The following is a 19,251-nucleotide window of genomic DNA, read 5'->3' as shown; positions in this document are numbered from 1 at the left end:
CGGCCGTTCAGGACCGCCACGCCTCGATCGGATTGCCCAGCCATCGGGTGTCGGCGGGGACGGATTCCCCGGCCATCACGAGAGAGGCGGGACCCAGTGTGCTGCGGGCTCCGACCGTGCTCCCGGGCAGGACGATGCCGCCCGGGCCCAGGGTGGCGCCCTCGTGGAGGACCACAGTATCCGTCCTCAAGATCCGGTCGTGGAAGAGGTGGGTCTGCAGGACGCAGCCGCGGTTCACGCTGACCCCGCTGCCCAGGGTGACCAGATCGGTCTCGGGCAGCCAGTAGCTCTCGCACCACACACCCCGCCCGATCCGGGCGCCGAGTGCGCGCAGCCACAGCGCCATCAGCGGCGTGCCGGGTACGGATCCGGCCAGCCACGGCACGGCCAGGACCTCGACGAAGGTGTCGGCCAGTTCGTTGCGCCACACGAAGCCGCTCCACAGCGGGTGCTCGCCGGTCCGGTGCCGCCCCACCAGCAGCCACTTCGCGGCGACGGAGACGACGCAGGCGGCCGTCCCGGCGGCGATCAGGACCACGCCGGAGAGCAGGGCGGTCCCCCACCGGTCCAGGCCGCTGGAGGTGATCAGCGCACAGAACGCCGCGGCGGTCAGCACGGCCAGCGCGGCCGAGCAGAACACCGGCACGAGGCGGCACAGCTCGACCAGGCCCCGCGCCCACAGCAGGTGCGCGGGCGGGTCATACGTACGGCTCTGGTCGGAGTCGGCGGCGGACCGCGGCAGGCGGACCGGCGGCAGGCCCAGGTACGAGCTGCCCTTCTTGGCCTTCTTGGGGGTGGCGGACAGGACGCCGACCAGCCCGTCGTCGGGCACGGTGCGGCCGGGCGCGGTCATGCCGGAGTTGCCGAGGAAGGCGCGCCGGCCGATCTCGGAGTGGCCGATGCGCATCCAGCCGCCGCCCAGCTCGTACGGGGCCGTCAGGGTGTCGTCGGCGAGGAAGGCGCCTTCGCCGACGGTGGTGAGGCTCGGCAGGGCGAGCACGGTGGACACCTCGGCGCCCCGGCCGATCTTCATGCCGAGCAGCCGCAGCCACACCGGGGTGATCAGCCCGGCGTACAGCGGGAAGAGCGTTTCGCGGGCCAGGTCCATCAGCTGGGTGACGGTCCAGGCCTGCCAGCCGACGCGGCTGTGCGTGGGGTGCAGACCGGTGCGCAGGCCGAGGCTGAGCAGCCGTACGGAGACCAGCAGGAGCAGCGCGTACGCGAACCCGAAGGCGAGCGCGGCGGGCACCACGGCGAGCAGCGCCCCGCGCAGGGCCTCGGCGAGAGGGGCGTCGGCGGGTACGAACCGGCTCACCACGAGCAGGGCGGGCAGGGCGGCGACGACGGGCAGGGAGGTAAGGCCGAAGCCGGCGGCCCCGTACACGGCGCGCCAGCGCAGGGGGCGCGGCGGGCGTTCCCTGGGCCAGTTCCGCTTGGCCTTGCCGAGTTTCACGGCGGGGGCTCCGGCCCAGCGCTGGCCGGTCGGGACGTGACCGGCGACGGCGGAGCCGGGGGCGACCTCGGCGCGCTTGCCGACGCGGGCGCCGGGGAAGAGCAGGCTGCGGGTGCCGACCACGGCGCCCGCGCCGACCTTGACGGGGCCGATCACGAGGCGGTCCCCGTCCAGCCAGTGCCCGGAGAGGTCCACTTCGGATTCGACGGCGCAGCCGCGCCCCAGCTTGAGCATGCCGGTGACGGGGGGCAGGGAGTGCAGGTCGACCTCGGGGCCGATCTTGGCGCCGAGGGCCCGGGCGTAGCGCTCCAGCCAGGAGCCGGTCAGGGAGGTGGCGCCGGCGTACTCGGCGAGGCGTTCCGCGGTCCACAGCCGCAGGTGCACGCTGCCGCCGCGCGGGTAGCGGCCGGGCTTCACCCCGCGCAGCAGCAGGCGGGCGCCGCCGGCGGAGAGGGCGAGGCGGCCGGGCGGGCTGTAGAGCAGGGCCGCGCCGGCGGCGACGAGCCACCAGGAGGCGGTGGGCGCCCACGGGTAGGCGCCGAACAGGTGCAGGACGTTGCCGAGGGCCAGCAGGGCGACCGTCCAGCGCAGGCCGACGAGGGTGAACAGCGGGAGCAGCAGCAGGGACTGCGTCAGCTGGGAGCGGAGCGGGACGGGTGCGACGGTGCGGGCGGCGCCGTCGTCCTGTACGGACTTCTCCAGGCGGCGGGCCAGCTTGCGCAGGGTCGGCTGCTGGTAGATGTCGAGTACGGCGGCGCTGGGGTAGCGGGTGCGCAGGCGGGTGGTGAGCTGGGCGGCGGCGAGGCTGCTGCCGCCGATCGCGAAGAAGTCGTCGGCGGCGCCGGTGACGGCCACGCCGAGGATCTCGCTCCACTGCTCGGCGAGCCAGGCCTCGGTGCCGTAGAGCTGTTCGGTGGGGCCGGTGGTGACCAGTCCGGGCAGCGGCCAGGGCAGGGCGTCGCGGTCGACCTTGCCGGAGGTGCGGGTGGGGAGCTCGTCGACGGGTGCGAGCAGCGGTACGAGGGCCGCGGGCAGTTCGGCGCGCAGCCGTTCGACGGCCGCGGCGTGGTCCCAGCCGTCCTGGGTGACGAGGTAGCCGACGAGGAGCTGGTTGCCGCTGCGCGCGGTGCGTACGGCGGCGGCCGCGCCGGCGACGCCGGGCAGGGCCTGGAGGGCCGAGTCGACTTCGCCGAGCTCGATGCGGCGGCCGCCGAGCTTGATCTGTTCGTCGCCGCGGCCGAGGAAGACCAGCCCCTCGGGTTCGGCGCGGACGAGGTCGCCGCTGCGGTAGGCGCGCTCCCAGCCGAGGGAGGCAAGCGGCGCGTACTTCTCGGCGTCCTTCTCGGGGTCGAGGTAGCGGGCGAGGCCGACGCCGCCGATGACGAGCTGGCCGCTGCCGCCCATCGGGACGGGGGCGCCGGACTCGTCGACGACGGCCAGTTCCCAGCCGGCCAGCGGGAGGCCGATGCGGATCGGTTCCTCGCCGGTCAGGAGGGAGGCGCAGGCGACGACGGTGGCCTCGGTGGGTCCGTACGTGTTCCAGACCTCGCGTCCCTCGGTGACCAGGCGCTGGGTCAGCTCGGGCGGGCAGGCCTCGCCGCCGAAGATCAGCAGCCGGACCTCGTTGAGGGCCTCGGGCTCCCAGAGCGCGGCCAGCGTCGGCACCGTGGAGACGACGGTGATCTCCTGCTCCACCAGCCAGGGGCCGAGGTCGGCGCCGCTGCGGACCTGGGAGCGGGGCACGGGCACCAGGCAGGCGCCGTAGCGCCAGGCGAGCCACATCTCCTCGCAGGAGGCGTCGAAGGCGACGGAGAGGCCGGCCATGACGCGGTCGCCGGGGGCGATGGGCTCCTCGGCGAGGAACAGGGCGGCCTCGGCGTCGACGAAGGCGGCGGCGCTGCGGTGGCTGACGGCGACGCCCTTGGGCTTGCCGGTGGAGCCGGAGGTGAAGATGATCCAGGCGTCGTGTCCGGGGCCGGGGCGGGCGGCGCGGACGGCGGGGTCCGCGGGGCCGGTGACCTCGATGGCCCCCGCGGCGCCGAGGACCGCCCGTACGCCGGCTTCGCCGAAGACGAGCTCGGCGCGCTCGTCGGGGTCCTCGGCGTCGACGGGGACGTAGGCGGCGCCCGCGGCGAGGACGGCGAGGATGCCCGTGTACAGCTCGTTGGTGCCGGAGGGGACGCGTACGCCGACCCGGTCGCCGAGTCCGACGCCGGCGGCCGCGAGGGCCCGGCGCCGTCGCTCGACCTCGGTGGCGAGCGCCCGGTAGGTCAGCTGCTCGGTGCCGTCGTCGAGGGCGAGCTCGTCGGGGTGGGCCCGTACGGACGCCTCGAAGACGTCGACGAGGGTGCGCGTCGGGGCCGCGGGCCCGGCGGAGAACAGGGCGGACTTGCCGGTCTCCTCGTACGTGTCCCCGTCGTCGAGCAGCGTGACTTCACCGTGCTCAGGTGTGACTGCCATGGACCCTCGCGTCTCGTCCCCGGATACCTCCCGGGTCGCGCCGGCGGAGCCCGGGTCTGCCCAGGTTGTTCCGGTGCCAGCGCCAAACAACCCGCCAGTCTAGTGCGGCATCAAGGATTTTCTCGTTGAAGACTGCCGCGTGGCCGGGAAACGAGGTGCCCGCGAGGGGGCGGAACGAGGGGTCCGGGGGGCCGGGGCGGGCCCCCCGGGGCGGGGTCCGGAATCAGGCGCGGACCATGCGGGACACGGCCCGGGAGGCTTCCTCGACCTTGTCGCGGGCGGTGTCGCCGCCCTCGGCGATGGCGTCCGCGACACAGGAGTGCAAATGGTCTTCGAGCAGGGCCAGCCCGAAGGACTGCAGGGCCTTGGTGGTGGCGCTGACCTGGGTGAGCACGTCGATGCAGTACGTGTCCTCCTCGACCATCCGCTGGAGGCCGCGGACCTGGCCTTCGATGCGGCGCAGCCGCTTGAGGACGTCGTCCTTGTGTCCGTTGTACCCCTGCACGGCGATCCCTTCCCTCCGTCGGTCCTTTACCCCTGGGGGGTATGCATTCAACGACGACCGGCGGCGTTCTGTTCCGCCGGTGGCGGATCCGGCGCGGGCGCCCCCCGCCCCGGGGCGGGCGGGCGGGGCCCGGGCCGGTCAGTGGGAGTGCCCGTCCGCCTCGGACGCGGGCGGGGCGGCGGGGGACGCGGGGGCCCGGCCGGGAGTTTCGGCGGGAGCGGCCGCGCCGCCCGCGGTGACGGTGAAGGCCGCCGTACGGACCGTGCCCTCGTGCTGGAAGTCCAGGAAGAGCCGGTAGGTGCCGGCGCTCGGCGCGGTGGCGGTGAAGGAGACGTCCGGGCCGGGGCCGCCCTCGTTGGGGTGGACGTGCAGGTAGGCCAGGTCCCCGTCGCGCAGGGCGACCAGGTGGCCGTACGCGCCGAGGTAGGGCTCCAGGTTCGTGACCGGCTTGCCGTCCTTGCTGACGGTGAGCTTGAGCTCGCCCGCCCTGCCCGGTTCGAGGGCGCCGTTCAGGGCGACCCGGTAGCCGTCCACGTCGGCGGTCCCCGCGGCCGGGGGCAGCGGGGCGGGCTGGTACGCGCCGGGCACCGACAGGTCCGCGCCGAGGGTGACGCCCTTGGCGCCTTCGGCGGCGGGGGTGAAGTCGGCGAAGGCCTTGTACCCGCCCGCCGCGGGCAGGTCGACCGGCGTCGACCACGTGCCGTCCGCGGCGCGCACCGGGTGGAGGTGGCGGTAGACGGTGAGGTCGCGCGAGGCGACGATGAAGTGCAGTTCCTTGCCGTGCTCGGCCTTGAAGGCGGTGACGGCCCGGCCCGCGGAGTCCTTGACCGAGAACTTCAGCTCGCCCTGGCCCGACGCGAGCCGCGGGGACTGCAGGCTCAGCGTGTAGCCGCCCTCGGAGACCTGCAGGCCCCCGGCCGCCGGGGCCTGGGCGGCCTCGCCGTGCTGCGCGTGCCCGTCGGCGGCCGCGGCGCCCGGCGTCTTCGCCGCGTGCTCCCCGTGCTCCGGTCCGGCCGGCGCGCCCACGGGGCCCACGCCCACGCCCACCCCGTACGCGGTCCCGAACGTCGCTGCCAGCGCAGCGGCGAAAACGGCGATCCTCACTCCGGTGTTCATGCCTGCCCTCCCGTACGACGTACTGCCGCATCCAGCGGTTCCATGAGCTCACCATACCCCCGGGGGGTACCAAGTCAAGCCGGAACGGAGCTTGCGTCGGATACCACTGGGGGGTATACCTGAGATCAGCCCGGATACCCCCGGTGGGTATCTGCACGGATCACGGCCCCGATCAAGGAGAAACGCATGTCTTCCTGCTGCACCCCCGACGGCAGCTGCGGCACGAACGCCGGTGAGGCCACGACCGCCACGGCCGTCGTCGACAGCACCGCCACCGCCTACCGCGTGTCCGGCATGAGCTGCGGCCACTGCAGGACCGCCATCACCACCTCCGTCGGCGCGCTCGACGGGGTCCTCTCCGTCGACGTGGACGTCGACGGCGGCCTGGTCACCGTCACCACCGCCGGCGCCCCCGACGACATCGCGATCGGCGCCGCCATCGACGACGCCGGCTACGAGCTGACCGGCCGGGCCTGACACACCGCCCGGCTCCGGCCGATCCGGCCGCCGGGGCCCCGACCGTCCACCGGGCCCCGGCACCCGGCACCCACCCCGCGCTCGAACGAGGAGCAGCCCTCATGACCACCATCACTCCCGGCGCCGCCCAGGTCGAGCTCGCCATCGGCGGCATGACCTGTGCCTCCTGCGCCGCCCGCATCGAGAAGAAGCTCAACCGCATGGACGGTGTCGAGGCCACCGTCAACTACGCCACCGAGAAGGCCCGGGTCACCTTCGACCCCGACGTCTCGGTCGCCGAACTGATCGCCACCGTCGAGGCCACCGGCTACACCGCCAAGGAGCCGGCCCCGCCGCGCGCCGAGGGCGCCCCGGGCGACGGCGCCGAAGCCGAAGAGCAGGACGAACTGCGCCCGCTGCGCCAGCGGCTCGTCGCCGCCGTGGCGCTGGCCGTGCCGGTCATCGCGATGGCGATGGTCCCGGCCCTCCAGATCGACTACTGGCAGTGGCTCTCGCTGACCCTGGCCGCGCCCGTCGTCACGTACGCGGCCTGGCCCTTCCACCGCGCCGCCTGGACCAACGCCCGGCACGGCGCGGCCACCATGGACACGCTGATCTCGGTGGGCACGACCGCCGCGTTCCTGTGGTCGCTGTGGGCGCTGTTCTTCGGCACGGCCGGCACGCCCGGCATGACCCACGCCTTCGAGTTCACCATCGCCCGCACCGACGGCGCCGGGAACATCTACCTGGAGGCCGCGGCCGGGGTCACCGCCTTCATCCTGGCCGGCCGCTACTTCGAGGCCCGCTCCAAGCGCAAGGCCGGAGCCGCCCTCAAGGCGCTGCTGGAACTGGGCGCCAAGGAGGTCACCGTGCTGCGCGGCGGCCGCGAGGTGACCGTGCCCACGGCCGACCTGCAGACCGGCGACCGCTTCCTGGTGCGCCCCGGCGAGAAGATCGCCACCGACGGCACCGTCGTCGAGGGCTCCTCCGCCGTGGACGCCTCGATGCTCACCGGCGAGTCCGTGCCGGTCGAGGTCTCCGTCGGGGACTCCGTCACCGGAGCCACCCTCAACGCGGGCGGGCGCCTCGTCGTCGAGGCCACCCGGGTCGGCGCCGACACCCAGCTGGCCCGGATGGCCAAGATGGTGGAGGACGCGCAGAACGGCAAGGCCGCGGCGCAGCGCCTCGCCGACAAGATCTCCGCCGTGTTCGTCCCGGTCGTCATCGGCCTCGCGCTGGCCACCCTGGGCTTCTGGCTCGGCACCGGCTCCGGTCTCGCGGCCTCCTTCACCGCCGCCGTCGCCGTACTGATCATCGCCTGCCCCTGCGCGCTGGGTCTGGCCACGCCGACCGCCCTCATGGTCGGCACCGGCCGCGGCGCCCAGCTCGGCATCCTGATCAAGGGGCCGGAGATCCTGGAGACCACGCGCAAGGTCGACACCATCGTCCTGGACAAGACCGGGACCGTCACCACCGGCCGGATGACGCTGCTGCGCACGCACACCGCCGAGGGCGTGGACGAGGCCGACGTACTGCGCCTCGCGGGCGCCCTGGAGCACGCCTCCGAGCACCCCATCGCCCAGGCCGTCGCGACCGGCGCGGCCGCCCGGGTCGGCACCCTGCCCACCCCCGAGGACTTCGCCAACATCCCGGGCCTCGGCGTCCAGGGCGTCGTCGACGGACACGCGGTCCTCGTGGGCCGCGAGAAGCTCCTGGCCGAGTGGGCGATGGAACTGCCCCCGCACCTGGAGCGCGCCAAGGCCGGGGCCGAGGCCGCCGGGCGCACCGCCATCGCGGTGGCCTGGGACGGGGAGGCGCGGGCCGTCCTGGAGGTCGCGGACGCGGTCAAGGACACCAGCGCCGAGGCGATCCGGCGGCTGCGCGCCCTCGGTCTCACCCCGATCCTGCTGACCGGTGACAACAAGGCCGTCGCCGAGTCCGTCGCGGCCGAGGTGGGCATCGACGAGGTCATCGCCGAGGTCATGCCGCAGGACAAGGTCGACGTCGTCAAGCGGCTGCAGGCCGAGGGCCGCAGCGTCGCGATGGTCGGCGACGGGGTCAACGACGCGGCCGCGCTCGCCCAGGCCGACCTGGGCCTGGCGATGGGCACCGGCACCGACGCCGCGATCGAGGCCGGCGACCTGACCCTGGTCCGCGGGGACCTGCGGGCCGCGGCGGACGCCATCCGGCTCGCCCGCAAGACGCTCGGCACCATCCGCTCGAACCTGTTCTGGGCCTTCGCCTACAACGTGGCCGCCCTGCCGCTCGCCGCGGCCGGACTGCTCAACCCGATGATCGCCGGAGCGGCCATGGCCTTCTCCTCGGTCTTCGTCGTCGGCAACAGCCTGCGCCTGCGCGGCTTCCGGGCCGCCGCCAACTGAGGAGCCCCCGTGGCCGGTTACGCAGAACACAAGGAAGACGTCCTCAGGAGCCTGCGGCGGATCGAGGCCCAGGTCCGCGACGTGCAGCGGATGGTCGCCGAGGACGTCCACTGCCTCGACGTGCTCACCCGGGTGTCCGCGCTCGGCGCCGACCTCCAGTCGTGTGCCGTAACCCTGCTCGACGACCACCTCACCTGCTGTGTCACCGAGGCCATCGCCGAGGGCGGGGACGCGGCGAAGGCCAAGGTCGGCGAGGCCACGCTGGCCATCGCCCGGCTGATCCGCACGTAGCCCGGCCGCCGCCGGTTCGACCGCCCCTCCACACGCGGGACTTCGTGGAGGGGCGGTCGGCGTTCCGGCGCCCGCCCGGGGCTCCGTACGGGGCGGGGGTATGCCCTCGCGGAGGGGGCGGCCCGTACGATGAGCCGCTCGCGAGGGGGAGGGCCGCAGGGATGCGCGTACGCCGGCTGGGAGAGCTGGAGGCCGAGATCATGGACCGGGTGTGGCTGTGGGAACGGCCCGTCTCCGTCCGCGAGATCGTCGACGACATAAACCGGCGCCGCACGGTCGCCTACACCACCGTGATGACCGTGGCCGACATCCTGTACCGCAAGGGCTGGCTGAGCCGTGAGAAGTCCGGCCGGGCCTGGATGTACGAGGCGGTGCGCAGCCGCGAGGAGTACACCGCGGCGCTGATGCAGGACGCGCTGGGCGACAGCCAGGACCGCAGGGCCGCCCTGCTGCGGTTCGTGGAGCGCATGTCCCACGAGGACGTGGAGGCCCTGGACGAGGCCCTGCGGGCCGCCCGTCCCGGCCGCCCGGACGCCCCGGAGCGCGACCGGTGAACCACCACGTCCTGCCGCCCCTCGGACTGGCCCTGATCACCGGGCTGTTCATTCCCTGGATGCTGGTCCGCGCCCGCTGGGCGCAGCAGGTGCCGCGTCTGGGCCTGGCCGTGTGGATCATGTGCGGCGCGGTGTTCGCGCTGGCCTCCGCGATCGTTCCGGCGCAGATGCTGCTCCCGGCGGAGACCAGCCACCGGCTGATCGACGCGGCCCTGACCCTGGATCCGCCCTCCCCGGCGCGGCTCGCGGACGCGACGGCGCGCGAGGCCCTCGCCGCGGCGGCGGCGTTCGCGGTCCTGGCGGTGCCGGGCACCGTGTTCGTACGGGAGCTCGTGCGGGCGCGGCGGGCGCGTTCCCGGCACGCCGAACTGCTGCGGCTGGTCGGCCGGTACGACGCGGGGCTGGGCGCGACCGTACTGGAGGACGCGCGCCCTGCGGTGTACTGCCTGCCGGGGCGTTCGCGCCGGGTCGTGGTCTCGTCGGGGGCCGTGGACGTACTGACGGAAGCGGAGCTGGCCGCCGCGCTCGCCCACGAGCGGGCCCACATCGGCGGCCGACACCACCTCCTGGTCGCCGCGGCCGGGGCGTACTCGGCGGTGTTCCGCAGGGTGCCGCTGGCCCGGATCGGCGGGCAGACGGTACCGCTGCTGCTGGAGATGGCGGCCGACGACCGGGCGCTGCGCGGCTGTTCGCGCGACGCGCTGGCGACGGCGCTGTACGCGCTGGCGGCGGGGCACGCGCCGCGCAAGGCCTTCGCGGCGGGCGGCCCGTCGGCGGCGGTGCGCATGCGGCGCATCCTGAGCCCGCAGCGTGCGGGGCATCCGGTGCTGCGCGGGCTGTTCGCGGTGGCCGGGGCGATGTCCGCGATCATCCCGGCGATCGCCGCCTGTTGTTGGACCTCCTGAGGCCCGGTGATAGCCAGGATCACCAACCCGGCTATTTACTAAGCTAATTCGTAGATTTAGCCTCGCCCCCGACCACTCGAATTGCCCGCTATTCTGGGCGCGTGCGGGCTCAGGACCGGTACGGCGAGAGGTGCGGAACGAATGCTGCTGGCTGACGTGCGGACGGCAGCGCCCGGTGACGCGACGGCGATTTCCCGGCTCCTGGCCGAAGCGATTCGCGGCGCCTACGGCGGCATCCTCGGTGAAATCCGCGCCGGCCGGCTGGTGTCGGACCATTGCTCGCTGCCCCGCATTAGGGCGGAAATAGAAATTCCCGGCGGGGCTCCCGGCTGGCTGGGCTGGCTGGTGGCGGCCGACGCGAAGGGCTCCCTCCTGGGGGCGGTCTCGGGCGGCGTGCCCGTCGCCTCCCAGGGCGAGGTCTACGCCCTGTGCACGGCTCCGGCCCGCCGCCGCGAGGGCATCGGCACGGCGCTGCTGGAGGCGGCCACCGACCGGATGCGGGCGCACGGGGCGACGTCCCAGGGGATCGGCCTGCCCGCCGAAGGGGCCCCGGACCTGCCGTTCTTCACCCACCACGGCTTCACCCAGCTCACCCCGGTCCGGCTCGGCCGCACGCTCTGACGGCCGCCCGCCCGGCCCCGCCACTCCCCCACCGCCGCTCCGCGCCGCCCCTCCCGCGCGGACCGGACCCTGGCAGATCCACGCCATCGCGTGTTCACGCAGCCCCTCGCGCTGGCCCAAGTACCCCGTCACGGGACAGGATTTGACCAGCGGCGCGCGGTCCCCGGCGGCACGGGAGCCCCCGCCCCGACGGCCGGACCGAGCGAGCCCCTGGAGGAGCGATGCACACACCGAGCGGCACATCCCTGTCCCTCATGCCGGTCGTGCCCACCGCGCTCGCGCCGGTCCCGGCTCCCGTGGACTTCCTGCCCGGAATGGAGTCCACCGCCCCGGCCGACGAGGACGCGGGCTGGCTGCACGACGCGCTGCTGGGCCCGCACAGCGCGGACATCGTGGACTACCTGCGCCTCGCGCGGCGCTGCGGCGGCCCGGTCCTGGACCTGGGCTGCGGCGCCGGGCGCCTGGCCGTGCCGTTCGCCCGCCAGGGCTTCCCCGTGGAGGCCGTGGACCGGGACGCCGCGTCCCTGGAGCGGCTCCGGGCCTGGGGCCGGCGGATCGGGCCGCAGGTGTCGCGGCTCCTGGTGACCACCCGCGCCGATCTGGCGGACCTGCGGCTGCGGGACACGTACCGGCTGGCCCTGCTGGCCGGGACGATGATCACCGCCGTGCCTCCCCACGCCCGTCCCGGGCTGCTGCGCGAGATCGCCGCCCACCTGGAGCCGGGCGGCGTGCTCGCCCTCGACTTCACCGCGCACCGGCTCGGGGGCCTGGCCGAGGAGCCCGTGCGCACCCGGGCGTTCCAGGTGCCCCGGTTCGACGGGGTGGAGGAGTGGGCCGTGGCCCGGCAGGTATTCGATCCGGACGACATGAGCGAGCGGATCGCCTACCACTGCGTCCGCACCGGCAAACTGAGCACCGAGCGGGTGGTCCGGACCACGCACAAGTGGATCGTCGACCCGGAGCGCCTCGACACCGAGCTCCGCGCGGCCGGGCTGCGGGTGGAGCGCCGGCGGCGCCACCGCGTCGACGAGCGGACCGAGAGCGTCCTGCTCGTCTGCCGCGCCGACGGCTGACCGCGGCACCCGCTCCCGCCGGACGGGCAAGAGGTACGATGCCCACAAAGGTTTGAGCGGACCAATAGCGGGTGGTGGCGGAGTGGGGGCTGTCGTGGCGGAGTCGACCGGCCGCGAGGCGGTGATCCAGCGCCTCCGCGACGTGGGGCTGCGCGTCACGGGGCCGCGCCTCGAAGTGCTGCAAGTCCTGGCGGCGGGCGGCCACATGGACGTCGAGTCCATCACGGCCGCCGCCCGCGAGCGGCTCGGGACCCTGACCAGCCAGGCCGTGTACGAGATGCTGCGCCACTTCCTGGAGACCGGCCTGGCGACGAAGTTCGACCGCCCCGGACTGCCCGCCGTCTTCGAGATCGCCGGCCCGCCGCACCAGCACGCGCTCTGCGTGCGCTGCGGCCGCGTGGAGAACGTCGTGGCCGAGGTGCCGGAGCCGGTCGGCGCGGCGCTGCGCGCGTGGCGGATGGGCGAGGGCGCCGAGATCATCTTCAAGGGCCTGTGCCCCGACTGCCTGAGCGCGTCACAGGAGTAGACCACGACGCCCCTCCGGCCCGCCGGAAGCGGAAGAGCACGCCCCCGGGCGGTACGTGACGCCGGTCACATCCGAAACGAGGGGGCGAGGGCTCTCGCGTAGGCATGTGCCAAAGTGTGACTGTCGATTCGTAAGATGAGGGGGTCGCTTCGCGATGGCAACGGGCGATGGCAGGGACGGCATCCAGTCGGCCGACAGGGTGCTGGCCCTCTATCAGGAGCTGCGCCTGCGCGGGGTGTCGAACCTCAACGACGTCTTCCGGGATCTGGGGCTGGACCCCGAGGAATCCGAGCAGTGGCGGGCCGAACTGGCCGCCCTCGGACTGATCGTGCCGACGGGAACCACCCACGCCACCCGCGCCGACCTCCAGTCGGGCGCCTGGGAGCCGGGCCCCGACGCGGTCGCCGCCGTGGACCCGGAGATCGCCCTGCTGCGGATGCTGCAGCGCGAACGCGAGCGGCTGCGCGAGCACCTGGACGAGTCCGACCGGACGTACAGCGCGCTGGAGACCCTGGCGGGAAGGTTCCTGCGGCCCGGTTCGCTGAGCGGTTCCGAGGTCGAGGTGGAGATCCTCGACGACTACGGGCGGATCCAGCAGGTGCTGGAGGACATCACGGACGTCATCCGCCACGATCTGACGTCGATGCACGTGACGGCCCTGGTACGGGAGGTCGCGGACCGGGTGCTCAGCCGCGACCGCCGCCAGATCGACAACGGGGTGCGCATCCGCGCCATCTACCACCAGCGGATCACCACCTCGCCGGAGGCGGTGGAGATGCTGCGCCGCCGGGTCGAGGCCGGCGTGGAGATCCGGCTGTCGCCGGCCGTCCCGATGAACATGATCATCGCGGACCAGCAGTTCGCGGTGCTGCCCGTCCACCCGGACGACCGGGCGGCCGGGGCGATCCTCGCCCGCGGGCCCGCCCTGGTCCGCTCCTACCTGGCGCTGTACGAGCACTGCTGGCACGCGGCCACCCCGTACGGCGACGACGTCGCGCCGGAACTCGGCGGTGACGGACTGTCCGAACAGCAGCGGGCCGCCCTGAAAATGCTCGCCTCGGGCATGAAGGACGAGAAAGTGGCCCGGAACCTCGGAGTGTCCCTGCGGACGGTGAGCCGCATGCTGTCGGAACTGATGCAGGAAATGGGGGCGTCGAGCCGTTTCGAAGCCGGGGTGCGCGCCCAGCGGCTCGGCTGGCTGGACTGACCCGGAATACGCCGGGAATACGCAGGGAATGGGCCCGGAACGCGCCGGGCCCGCCTCGAAATACCGCCGCAATACTCCGGACCCGATATCCCGGAGCGCCCCCGTAACGCGGAAAGCCCCGCGGCTGCCCGGGGGCATTCACGAGGCTTTGCCGCTGGGCGGGCCGGACGGTCAGTCCCAGCCGTTCCCGTTCGACCGGAACGACGAGGGGGCGGCGACGCCCACGGTGCGGAGCGGACAGCCGGGGACGGTCTGACAGGCGTTCCCGTGCATTCCGGTGGCGAGCGCGACGGACATGATTCCTCCAGGAATTGGATTGCGGATTCCGTCTCCACGGATCCGTGCCGCCGGTATTCCGTCGAAGACATCTCCATTCTCCTACGGAGTCCCCGGCCGGGCCACTTTCCTGTAGCGCATCTGAGGCGGATCTGAAGTCCGTACGGCCGGGCGGTCGAGGACATGCCGGAGAGACGGACGTGCCCCAATGCAGCACATTCCGAGGCGAGTTCATACAGACGTTACGCTTGCGTACCTTTGGTCAGCCCAAAAGAGCTGTTAGGCTGGGCTTCCGGCCTTCTCGGCCCTCCAGGAGAGAGGCGCCGGCGAGGCAGGAGCGTGCCGCCGCTCCTGCCTCACTCGCCTGCGCGCCCGGCCGCTCCTCCCGCAGCACGTCCCGGTACACCTCCAGGGTCCGGGCGGCCGCGGCCCGCCAGCTCATGGTCCGGGCGTGCCGCACCGCGGCCAGCCCCATCAGGGCCGCCTCCCGCGGGTGTTCGGCGAACCAGCGCAGCCGGCGGGCGTACTCCACCGGGTCGTTGCCGCGTACGAGCATGCCCGTCACCCGGTCCCGCACGGCGGTCGGCAGCCCGCCGACGGCCGAGGCCAGCACCGGGGTCCCGCACGCCTGCGCCTCCAGCGCGACCAGCCCGAACGACTCGCTGCGCGAGGGCACCATCAGCACGTCCGCCGCCCGGTACCACTCGGCCAGCTCCGCCTGCGGCACCGGCGGGAAGTGCCGCAGCACGTCCGACACCCCCAGCTCGCACGCCAGTTCCCAGGCCTCGCCGCGCGGCCCCGCCCCCGAGTTCCCGCCCACCACCGGGACGATCGTCCGCCGCCGCAACGCCGGGACCTCCCGCAGCAGTTCGGCCATCGCGCGGACCATCACGTCCGGGCCCTTGAGCGGCTGGATGCGTCCCGCGTACAGGGGGACGAACGCGTCCGCCGGCAGCCCGAGCCGGGCCCGCGCCGCCGCCCGCCCCCCGCCGGGTCCGAAGGTGCCCAGGTCGACGCCCGGCCGGACGATCTCCGTACGCCGGCCCTCGGCCCCGTACAGCTCCCGCAACGCCCGTGCCTCGTCACCGGTGTTGGCGATCAGCCGGTCGGCGGAGCCGACCACCTGGTGCTCGCCGCGGATCCGCAGCTCCGGCTCGGGGGCGTCGCCGTCCGCGAGGGCCGCGTTCTTGACCCGGGCCAGGGTGTGGGCGGTGTGCACGAGCGGGATCCGCCAGCCGGCGGCGGCGATGCGCCCGGCCTGCCCGGAGAGCCAGTAGTGCGAGTGGACCAGGTCGTAGCGCCGGTCCTCCTTGAGCAGCGCCAGCGAGAACGGCACCACCAGGGCGGGCATGTCCTCCTTGGCCAGGGCCCGGCGCGGACCGGCCTCCAGGTGGCGCACTCTGACACCGGGGGCCGGCACCTCGTGGAGCGGGCGGGCCTCGCCCCGGCAGCGGGTGAACAGGTCGACCTCCACGCCCTGTTCGGCCAGTGCCCGGGAGAGCTGGACCATGTAGACGTTCATGCCGCCCGCGTCCCCGGTACCGGGCTGGTGCAGCGGCGAGGTGTGGACGCTGAGCATGGCGACGCGCAGGGACACGGGGAGCTCCTGGGGAAAGGGGCCACGTGCGCCCCGCGGCGCCGGGTGACCGACGCGCGGTCACGCGGCGAAGGAGGTTGTCTGTCGTCGTGCAGTCGTGCGGTCGTACATGGGGGGTGCGGGGGGAGGCCTGCGGGCGGGCGGGCCCCGGGTCAGAAGCCGAACACCGGTCCCGAGGGCGGGGCCAGCCGGGTGCCGGGCGCGGGCGGGGCGAGGGCCTCGGCGCGAACGGGCCCGCCGGGTGCGGTCTTGAGCGCCGCGGCCAGCCGGTCCGCGCCCTCCGGCATCACCGGCCGCGCCCAGGCGCCGAGCGCGCGGGCGACCGCCAACTGTGCGGCCAGGACGGGCAGGTGGCGGCCGTCGGCGGTGGGGCGGTGGGCCTCGTGCGCGTTGACGTGGCCGAAGTCGGACACCGAACGCACCATCTCGTCGAGCAGGGCCATCGCCCTGCGCGGGTCGAAGGCCTCGGGCGAGTACGCCTCCCGCAGGTCCTCCACCCCGCGCAGCAGCCGCCGCTCCAGCACCTCCCAGCCGGTGCCGCCGGGCAGGGCGGCCGGGACCAGCCCGGCGCACTCCTCGCGGACGGCGGCGAACAGCCGGGACAGCCAGTTGTTCCAGCTCTCGTCCAGCTCCCGGCGGGCGGTGGCGAGCCGGTCAGGGCGGAAGGCGGTACGCCGGCCCAGCGGACGGGCCTGCAGGACGTGCCGGCGCAGCGTGTCCGACCCGTACTCGGTGATCAGGTCCAGCGCCCAGGCCTTCTGTCCGGAGCCCCAGACCAGGGCCCCGTCCTCGATGACGTACGCCTCGTTGACGCAGAAGTGCTGCGGCATCTTCAGGCCCCGGGCGAACAGCAGGACCGGCAGCAGGACGGCGTGGCAGAAGGCGTGGCCGAAGCCGCAGAAGTGGATGGCCCGTTCGGGCAGCGGGCTGTCGCCGTGGCCGAAGAGGTGCATCGCGGCGGCCTCGAAGCAGCCGTCGATCCGGTGGTCGGGGAAACCGTCGACGGGCACGGGCAGCCCCCACTCGGCGGGGTGGGCCACGGCGATGTCCGGCAGGCCGTCCTCGACGAGCGATTCGCACAGCGCGGCCAGCCGCGGCGGCAGGCCGATGGCGGCCCAGTACTCGGCGAGCGCCTCCCGGTGCGGCTCCAGCGGGACGTACAGGCGGCGGCAGCGCCGGGGCACGGCCTGGGAGCCGCACTGGACGCACCGGGCCCCCAACAGGTCGCCACCGTCGTTGGGGCGGGCGCACTCGTGGCACATGCCGCCGTCGCTGACGGCGCCGCAGTGCGGGCAGGAGCCGGTGACGTGCGCGCCGTGGAGAAACCGCCCGCAGGGTTCGCAGTAGGGCGTCAGGCGGGTGCGGGCGGCGATGACGCCGTCCGCGTGGAGCTGCCGGAAGAGGTCCGCGAGCCAGCGCGCGTAGCCCCGGTCCTGACGGGGGCGGACGATGTGGTCGAACTCGACGCCCGAGCGCAGCCAGTCCGCCGTGATCGCGGCCCGGTAGCCCTCGGCGACCTCCTCCGGCTTGCGGCCCGCGCGGAGCGCGCGGACGTGGACGGAGCTGGTGTGGTCGGCGGTACCGGTGGTGAACAGGACGGGTTCGCCCTCGGCCCGCAGGTACCGGGACAGCACGTCCGCCGCGACGTAGGGTCCGGCGAGATGGCCGACGTGAAGTTCGCCGTGGGTGGCCGGCGGGGTCGCGGTGATCCATACGGGGGTGCTCATGGGACCTCCTTGACGCTGTGGTGCGAAGTACGCAGCGAGGCTCGAAACGGAAGGGGACCGGGCTCTCGGGAAGAAAGGGGAGAGCGGGTGCCCAGACAAGCCTGACAGAGAAACGAACCGGTTGGTCTGGTATCGGCTTGCGCGTTCGCGCCGTTGCGTGGACACGCCAGGAGGGCCCCGGCCGGCGGCGTGCGTGGCGTAGAGGTGACATGTCGCGAGTACGCCAAAGGGGCCGCCTTGCGGGCCACGGCCGCGCCCAACAGGCTGCTCCCATGGAACACTTCGCGACCGATCGCATAGACCGCAGCGCCCCCGAATCCCTGCTGGTCGTGGCCGCGCACCCGGACGACATCGAGTTCTGCGTGAGCGGGACGGTCATGCGGTGGATCGCGCAGGGCACCACCCGGGTGACGTACTGCATCGTCACGGACGGCGGGGCCGGCGGATACGACGAGGAACTCCCGCGCCAGGCCATGGGGGACCTGCGGCGCGCCGAGCAGGTCCATTCCGCCAAGCGCAGCGGCGTCGACGACGTCCGCTTCCTCGGCTACCCCGACAGCTACGTCGAATCGAACGTCGAGCTGCGCCGCGACCTGTGCCGGGTCATCCGTCAGGTCCGCCCGCAGCGGGCCGTCATCCCGAGCCCCGAGATCAACTGGGCACGGATCGCCGACCTGCACCCCGACCACCGCGCGGTGGGCGACGCCGCGCTCCGGGCGATCTACCCGGAGGCGCGCAACCCGTTCGCCCACCCGTCGCTCCTCAAGGAGGAGGGGCTGGAACCGTGGATCGTGCCGGAGCTGTGGCTGATGACGGGCCCCACCCCGAACCAGTACGTCGACGTCACCCCGGTCTTCGACCGCAAGGTGGAGGCCCTGCGCATCCACACCTCGCAGACCGCCCACTTCGACGACCTGGCGGGGCTGCTGCGCGACTGGCTGGGCGAGCACGCGCGGTCGGCCGGGCTGCCCGCGGGGCGGATGGCGGAGGCCTTCCAGGTCGTGAAGATCGACTGAGGACCGCCCGCCCGCCCGTCCGTCCGCCCGTCCGCCCGCCCCGGTCCTCACCGGTAGATGAGCAGTTCCTGCTCGGTCGCGCCCGCCAGTTCGTAGCGGGTCGCGACCAGCGGACGGCCCGAGTAGAGGCGGATCAGCGTCGTGGCGTCGCCGTCGAACCGGGCGGCGGGACGCCCGGCCTCCTCGTTGCCCAGGACCAGTGCTCCCGCGTGGCCGTCGAGGCCGGCGACCAGCCGGGGCGTGTCCCGCTTGCGGCTGGTGGTGCGGAGCAGGGGCAGGGCGAGCGCCAGCCCGTCGCCGCCGTACGCCCCCGGCTCTCCCCACGCGTCACGGACGTCGCCCGCGTGGATCCACTCCCCCAGCGCCACCGCGTCCAGCGTGCCGTCGCCCGCGGCGATGGCCGCGCCCGCCTCGCTGAGCCCGCGTTCCAGCTCGTCCACGATCCGGCCGACCGGCCAGTCCGCGCGCTCGGCCACGTCGGCGGCGTTGGCGGCGGGCAGGAAGACCCCCTCCTCCAGCCGCCCCTCCACGATCCGTACGAGGGCGGCCGCGCAGTGCGCCAGGACGTCCCGCACGGTCCAGCCCGGGCACGCGGTGCGTAGCCCGTACGAGACCTCGGGCGTGCGGTGCAACAGCGGGAGCAGCGCGTCCCGTTCGGTGCGCAGCAGGAGGTCCGGGAGCCAGGGGTCGCGTACCGCTCCGTCGACGCTGTCCACGGCGGTCAGTAGCGGTAGTGGTCGGGCTTGTACGGGCCGTCGACGTCGACGCCGATGTAGGTGGCCTGTTCGGGGCGCAGGGTGGTGAGTTTGACGCCGAGCGCGTCGAGGTGGAGGCGGGCGACCTTCTCGTCGAGGTGCTTGGGGAGCACGTAGACGTCGGTCGGGTACTCCGACTGCTTGGTGAAGAGTTCGATCTGGGCCAGGGTCTGGTCGGCGAAGGAGTTCGACATGACGAAGGACGGGTGGCCGGTCGCGTTGCCGAGGTTGAGGAGGCGGCCCTCGGACAGGACGATGAGGACCTTGCCGTCGGGGTACTTCCAGGTGTGGACCTGGGGCTTGACCTCGTCCTTGACGATGCCCTCGGTCTT

At 73.9% G+C, this 19,251-nt stretch carries 18 protein-coding genes; 10 read left to right on the top strand and 8 right to left on the bottom strand.

Annotated features, from left to right (window positions below; translation table 11 throughout):
- Positions 1-7: 7 nt before the first annotated feature.
- From ACFV0Q_RS05600 to ACFV0Q_RS05590, 3 genes are all read right to left on the bottom strand, one after another.
- Positions 8-3,913 (bottom strand): Pls/PosA family non-ribosomal peptide synthetase, encoded by a 3,906-nt coding sequence (locus tag ACFV0Q_RS05600; RefSeq protein ID WP_385000856.1) that lies wholly within the window; start codon positions 3,911-3,913, stop codon positions 8-10.
- Positions 3,914-4,136: 223 nt separating this feature from the next.
- On the bottom strand, positions 4,137-4,424 hold the full coding sequence (locus tag ACFV0Q_RS05595; RefSeq protein WP_385000920.1) for a metal-sensitive transcriptional regulator: 288 nt from the start codon (positions 4,422-4,424) through the stop codon (positions 4,137-4,139).
- A gap of 132 nt (positions 4,425-4,556) precedes the next feature.
- Complete coding sequence (locus ACFV0Q_RS05590; protein WP_385000854.1) at positions 4,557-5,534, bottom strand: hypothetical protein; 978 nt, start codon at positions 5,532-5,534, stop codon at positions 4,557-4,559.
- Between the two features lie 186 nt (positions 5,535-5,720).
- On the opposite strand from ACFV0Q_RS05590, the gene ACFV0Q_RS05585 reads away from it, so the two are divergent.
- The 9 genes from ACFV0Q_RS05585 to ACFV0Q_RS05545 all read left to right on the top strand — a co-directional run bounded on the left by ACFV0Q_RS05585 (position 5,721) and on the right by ACFV0Q_RS05545 (position 13,548).
- Positions 5,721-6,011, top strand: coding sequence for a heavy-metal-associated domain-containing protein (locus ACFV0Q_RS05585; protein ID WP_385000851.1), 291 nt, complete (start codon positions 5,721-5,723; stop codon positions 6,009-6,011).
- 101 nt (positions 6,012-6,112) lie between these two features.
- Positions 6,113-8,371: a heavy metal translocating P-type ATPase gene (locus ACFV0Q_RS05580; RefSeq protein ID WP_385000849.1), complete on the top strand. Its 2,259-nt coding sequence runs from the start codon at positions 6,113-6,115 to the stop codon at positions 8,369-8,371.
- Between the two features lie 9 nt (positions 8,372-8,380).
- On the top strand, positions 8,381-8,662 hold the full coding sequence (locus tag ACFV0Q_RS05575) for a metal-sensitive transcriptional regulator (protein ID WP_385000846.1): 282 nt from the start codon (positions 8,381-8,383) through the stop codon (positions 8,660-8,662).
- A 161-nt stretch (positions 8,663-8,823) separates the two neighbouring features.
- On the top strand, positions 8,824-9,216 hold the full coding sequence (locus tag ACFV0Q_RS05570; RefSeq protein WP_385000843.1) for a BlaI/MecI/CopY family transcriptional regulator: 393 nt from the start codon (positions 8,824-8,826) through the stop codon (positions 9,214-9,216).
- The gene (locus ACFV0Q_RS05565) at positions 9,213-10,121 is read left to right on the top strand and encodes a M56 family metallopeptidase (RefSeq protein ID WP_385000840.1); all 909 of its coding nucleotides are present in this window, start codon (positions 9,213-9,215) and stop codon (positions 10,119-10,121) included. The genes ACFV0Q_RS05570 and ACFV0Q_RS05565 overlap by 4 nt, the downstream gene beginning before the upstream one ends.
- Before the next feature lie 141 nt (positions 10,122-10,262).
- The gene (locus ACFV0Q_RS05560; protein ID WP_385000837.1) at positions 10,263-10,742 is read left to right on the top strand and encodes a GNAT family N-acetyltransferase; all 480 of its coding nucleotides are present in this window, start codon (positions 10,263-10,265) and stop codon (positions 10,740-10,742) included.
- A 221-nt stretch (positions 10,743-10,963) separates the two neighbouring features.
- On the top strand, positions 10,964-11,815 hold the full coding sequence (locus tag ACFV0Q_RS05555) for a class I SAM-dependent methyltransferase (protein ID WP_385000834.1): 852 nt from the start codon (positions 10,964-10,966) through the stop codon (positions 11,813-11,815).
- 94 nt (positions 11,816-11,909) lie between these two features.
- Positions 11,910-12,341, top strand: a complete 432-nt coding sequence (locus ACFV0Q_RS05550; RefSeq protein WP_385000831.1) for a Fur family transcriptional regulator — start codon at positions 11,910-11,912, stop codon at positions 12,339-12,341.
- Between the two features lie 154 nt (positions 12,342-12,495).
- Complete coding sequence (locus ACFV0Q_RS05545; protein ID WP_385000828.1) at positions 12,496-13,548, top strand: LuxR C-terminal-related transcriptional regulator; 1,053 nt, start codon at positions 12,496-12,498, stop codon at positions 13,546-13,548.
- Between the two features lie 171 nt (positions 13,549-13,719).
- Here the strand turns inward: ACFV0Q_RS05545 and ACFV0Q_RS05540 are convergent, their stop codons facing one another.
- From ACFV0Q_RS05540 to ACFV0Q_RS05530, 3 genes are all read right to left on the bottom strand, one after another.
- Positions 13,720-13,845 (bottom strand): hypothetical protein, encoded by a 126-nt coding sequence (locus ACFV0Q_RS05540; RefSeq protein WP_385000825.1) that lies wholly within the window; start codon positions 13,843-13,845, stop codon positions 13,720-13,722.
- Positions 13,846-14,086: 241 nt separating this feature from the next.
- Positions 14,087-15,403, bottom strand: coding sequence for a D-inositol-3-phosphate glycosyltransferase (mshA, locus tag ACFV0Q_RS05535; RefSeq protein WP_385000917.1), 1,317 nt, complete (start codon positions 15,401-15,403; stop codon positions 14,087-14,089).
- Between the two features lie 170 nt (positions 15,404-15,573).
- Positions 15,574-17,148: a class I tRNA ligase family protein gene (locus tag ACFV0Q_RS05530; RefSeq protein WP_385000822.1), complete on the bottom strand. Its 1,575-nt coding sequence runs from the start codon at positions 17,146-17,148 to the stop codon at positions 15,574-15,576.
- Between the two features lie 272 nt (positions 17,149-17,420).
- Between ACFV0Q_RS05530 and ACFV0Q_RS05525 the strand changes: the two genes are divergently transcribed.
- Positions 17,421-18,164 (top strand): PIG-L deacetylase family protein, encoded by a 744-nt coding sequence (locus ACFV0Q_RS05525; RefSeq protein WP_385000819.1) that lies wholly within the window; start codon positions 17,421-17,423, stop codon positions 18,162-18,164.
- Positions 18,165-18,211: 47 nt separating this feature from the next.
- Here the strand turns inward: ACFV0Q_RS05525 and ACFV0Q_RS05520 are convergent, their stop codons facing one another.
- Both ACFV0Q_RS05520 and ACFV0Q_RS05515 read right to left on the bottom strand, forming a co-directional pair.
- Complete coding sequence (locus ACFV0Q_RS05520) at positions 18,212-18,889, bottom strand: maleylpyruvate isomerase family mycothiol-dependent enzyme (protein ID WP_385000914.1); 678 nt, start codon at positions 18,887-18,889, stop codon at positions 18,212-18,214.
- The coding region (locus tag ACFV0Q_RS05515) for an adenosylhomocysteinase (RefSeq protein ID WP_385000816.1) at positions 18,886-19,251 on the bottom strand (366 nt) is incomplete at its 5' end. The genes ACFV0Q_RS05520 and ACFV0Q_RS05515, both read right to left, overlap by 4 nt.

Origin of the sequence: Streptomyces sp. NPDC059564 (assembly GCF_042735575.1) — a bacterium.
Taxonomy (GTDB): Bacteria; Actinomycetota; Actinomycetes; order Streptomycetales; family Streptomycetaceae; genus Streptomyces.
This window is presented reverse-complemented; position numbering and strand designations above follow the sequence as displayed.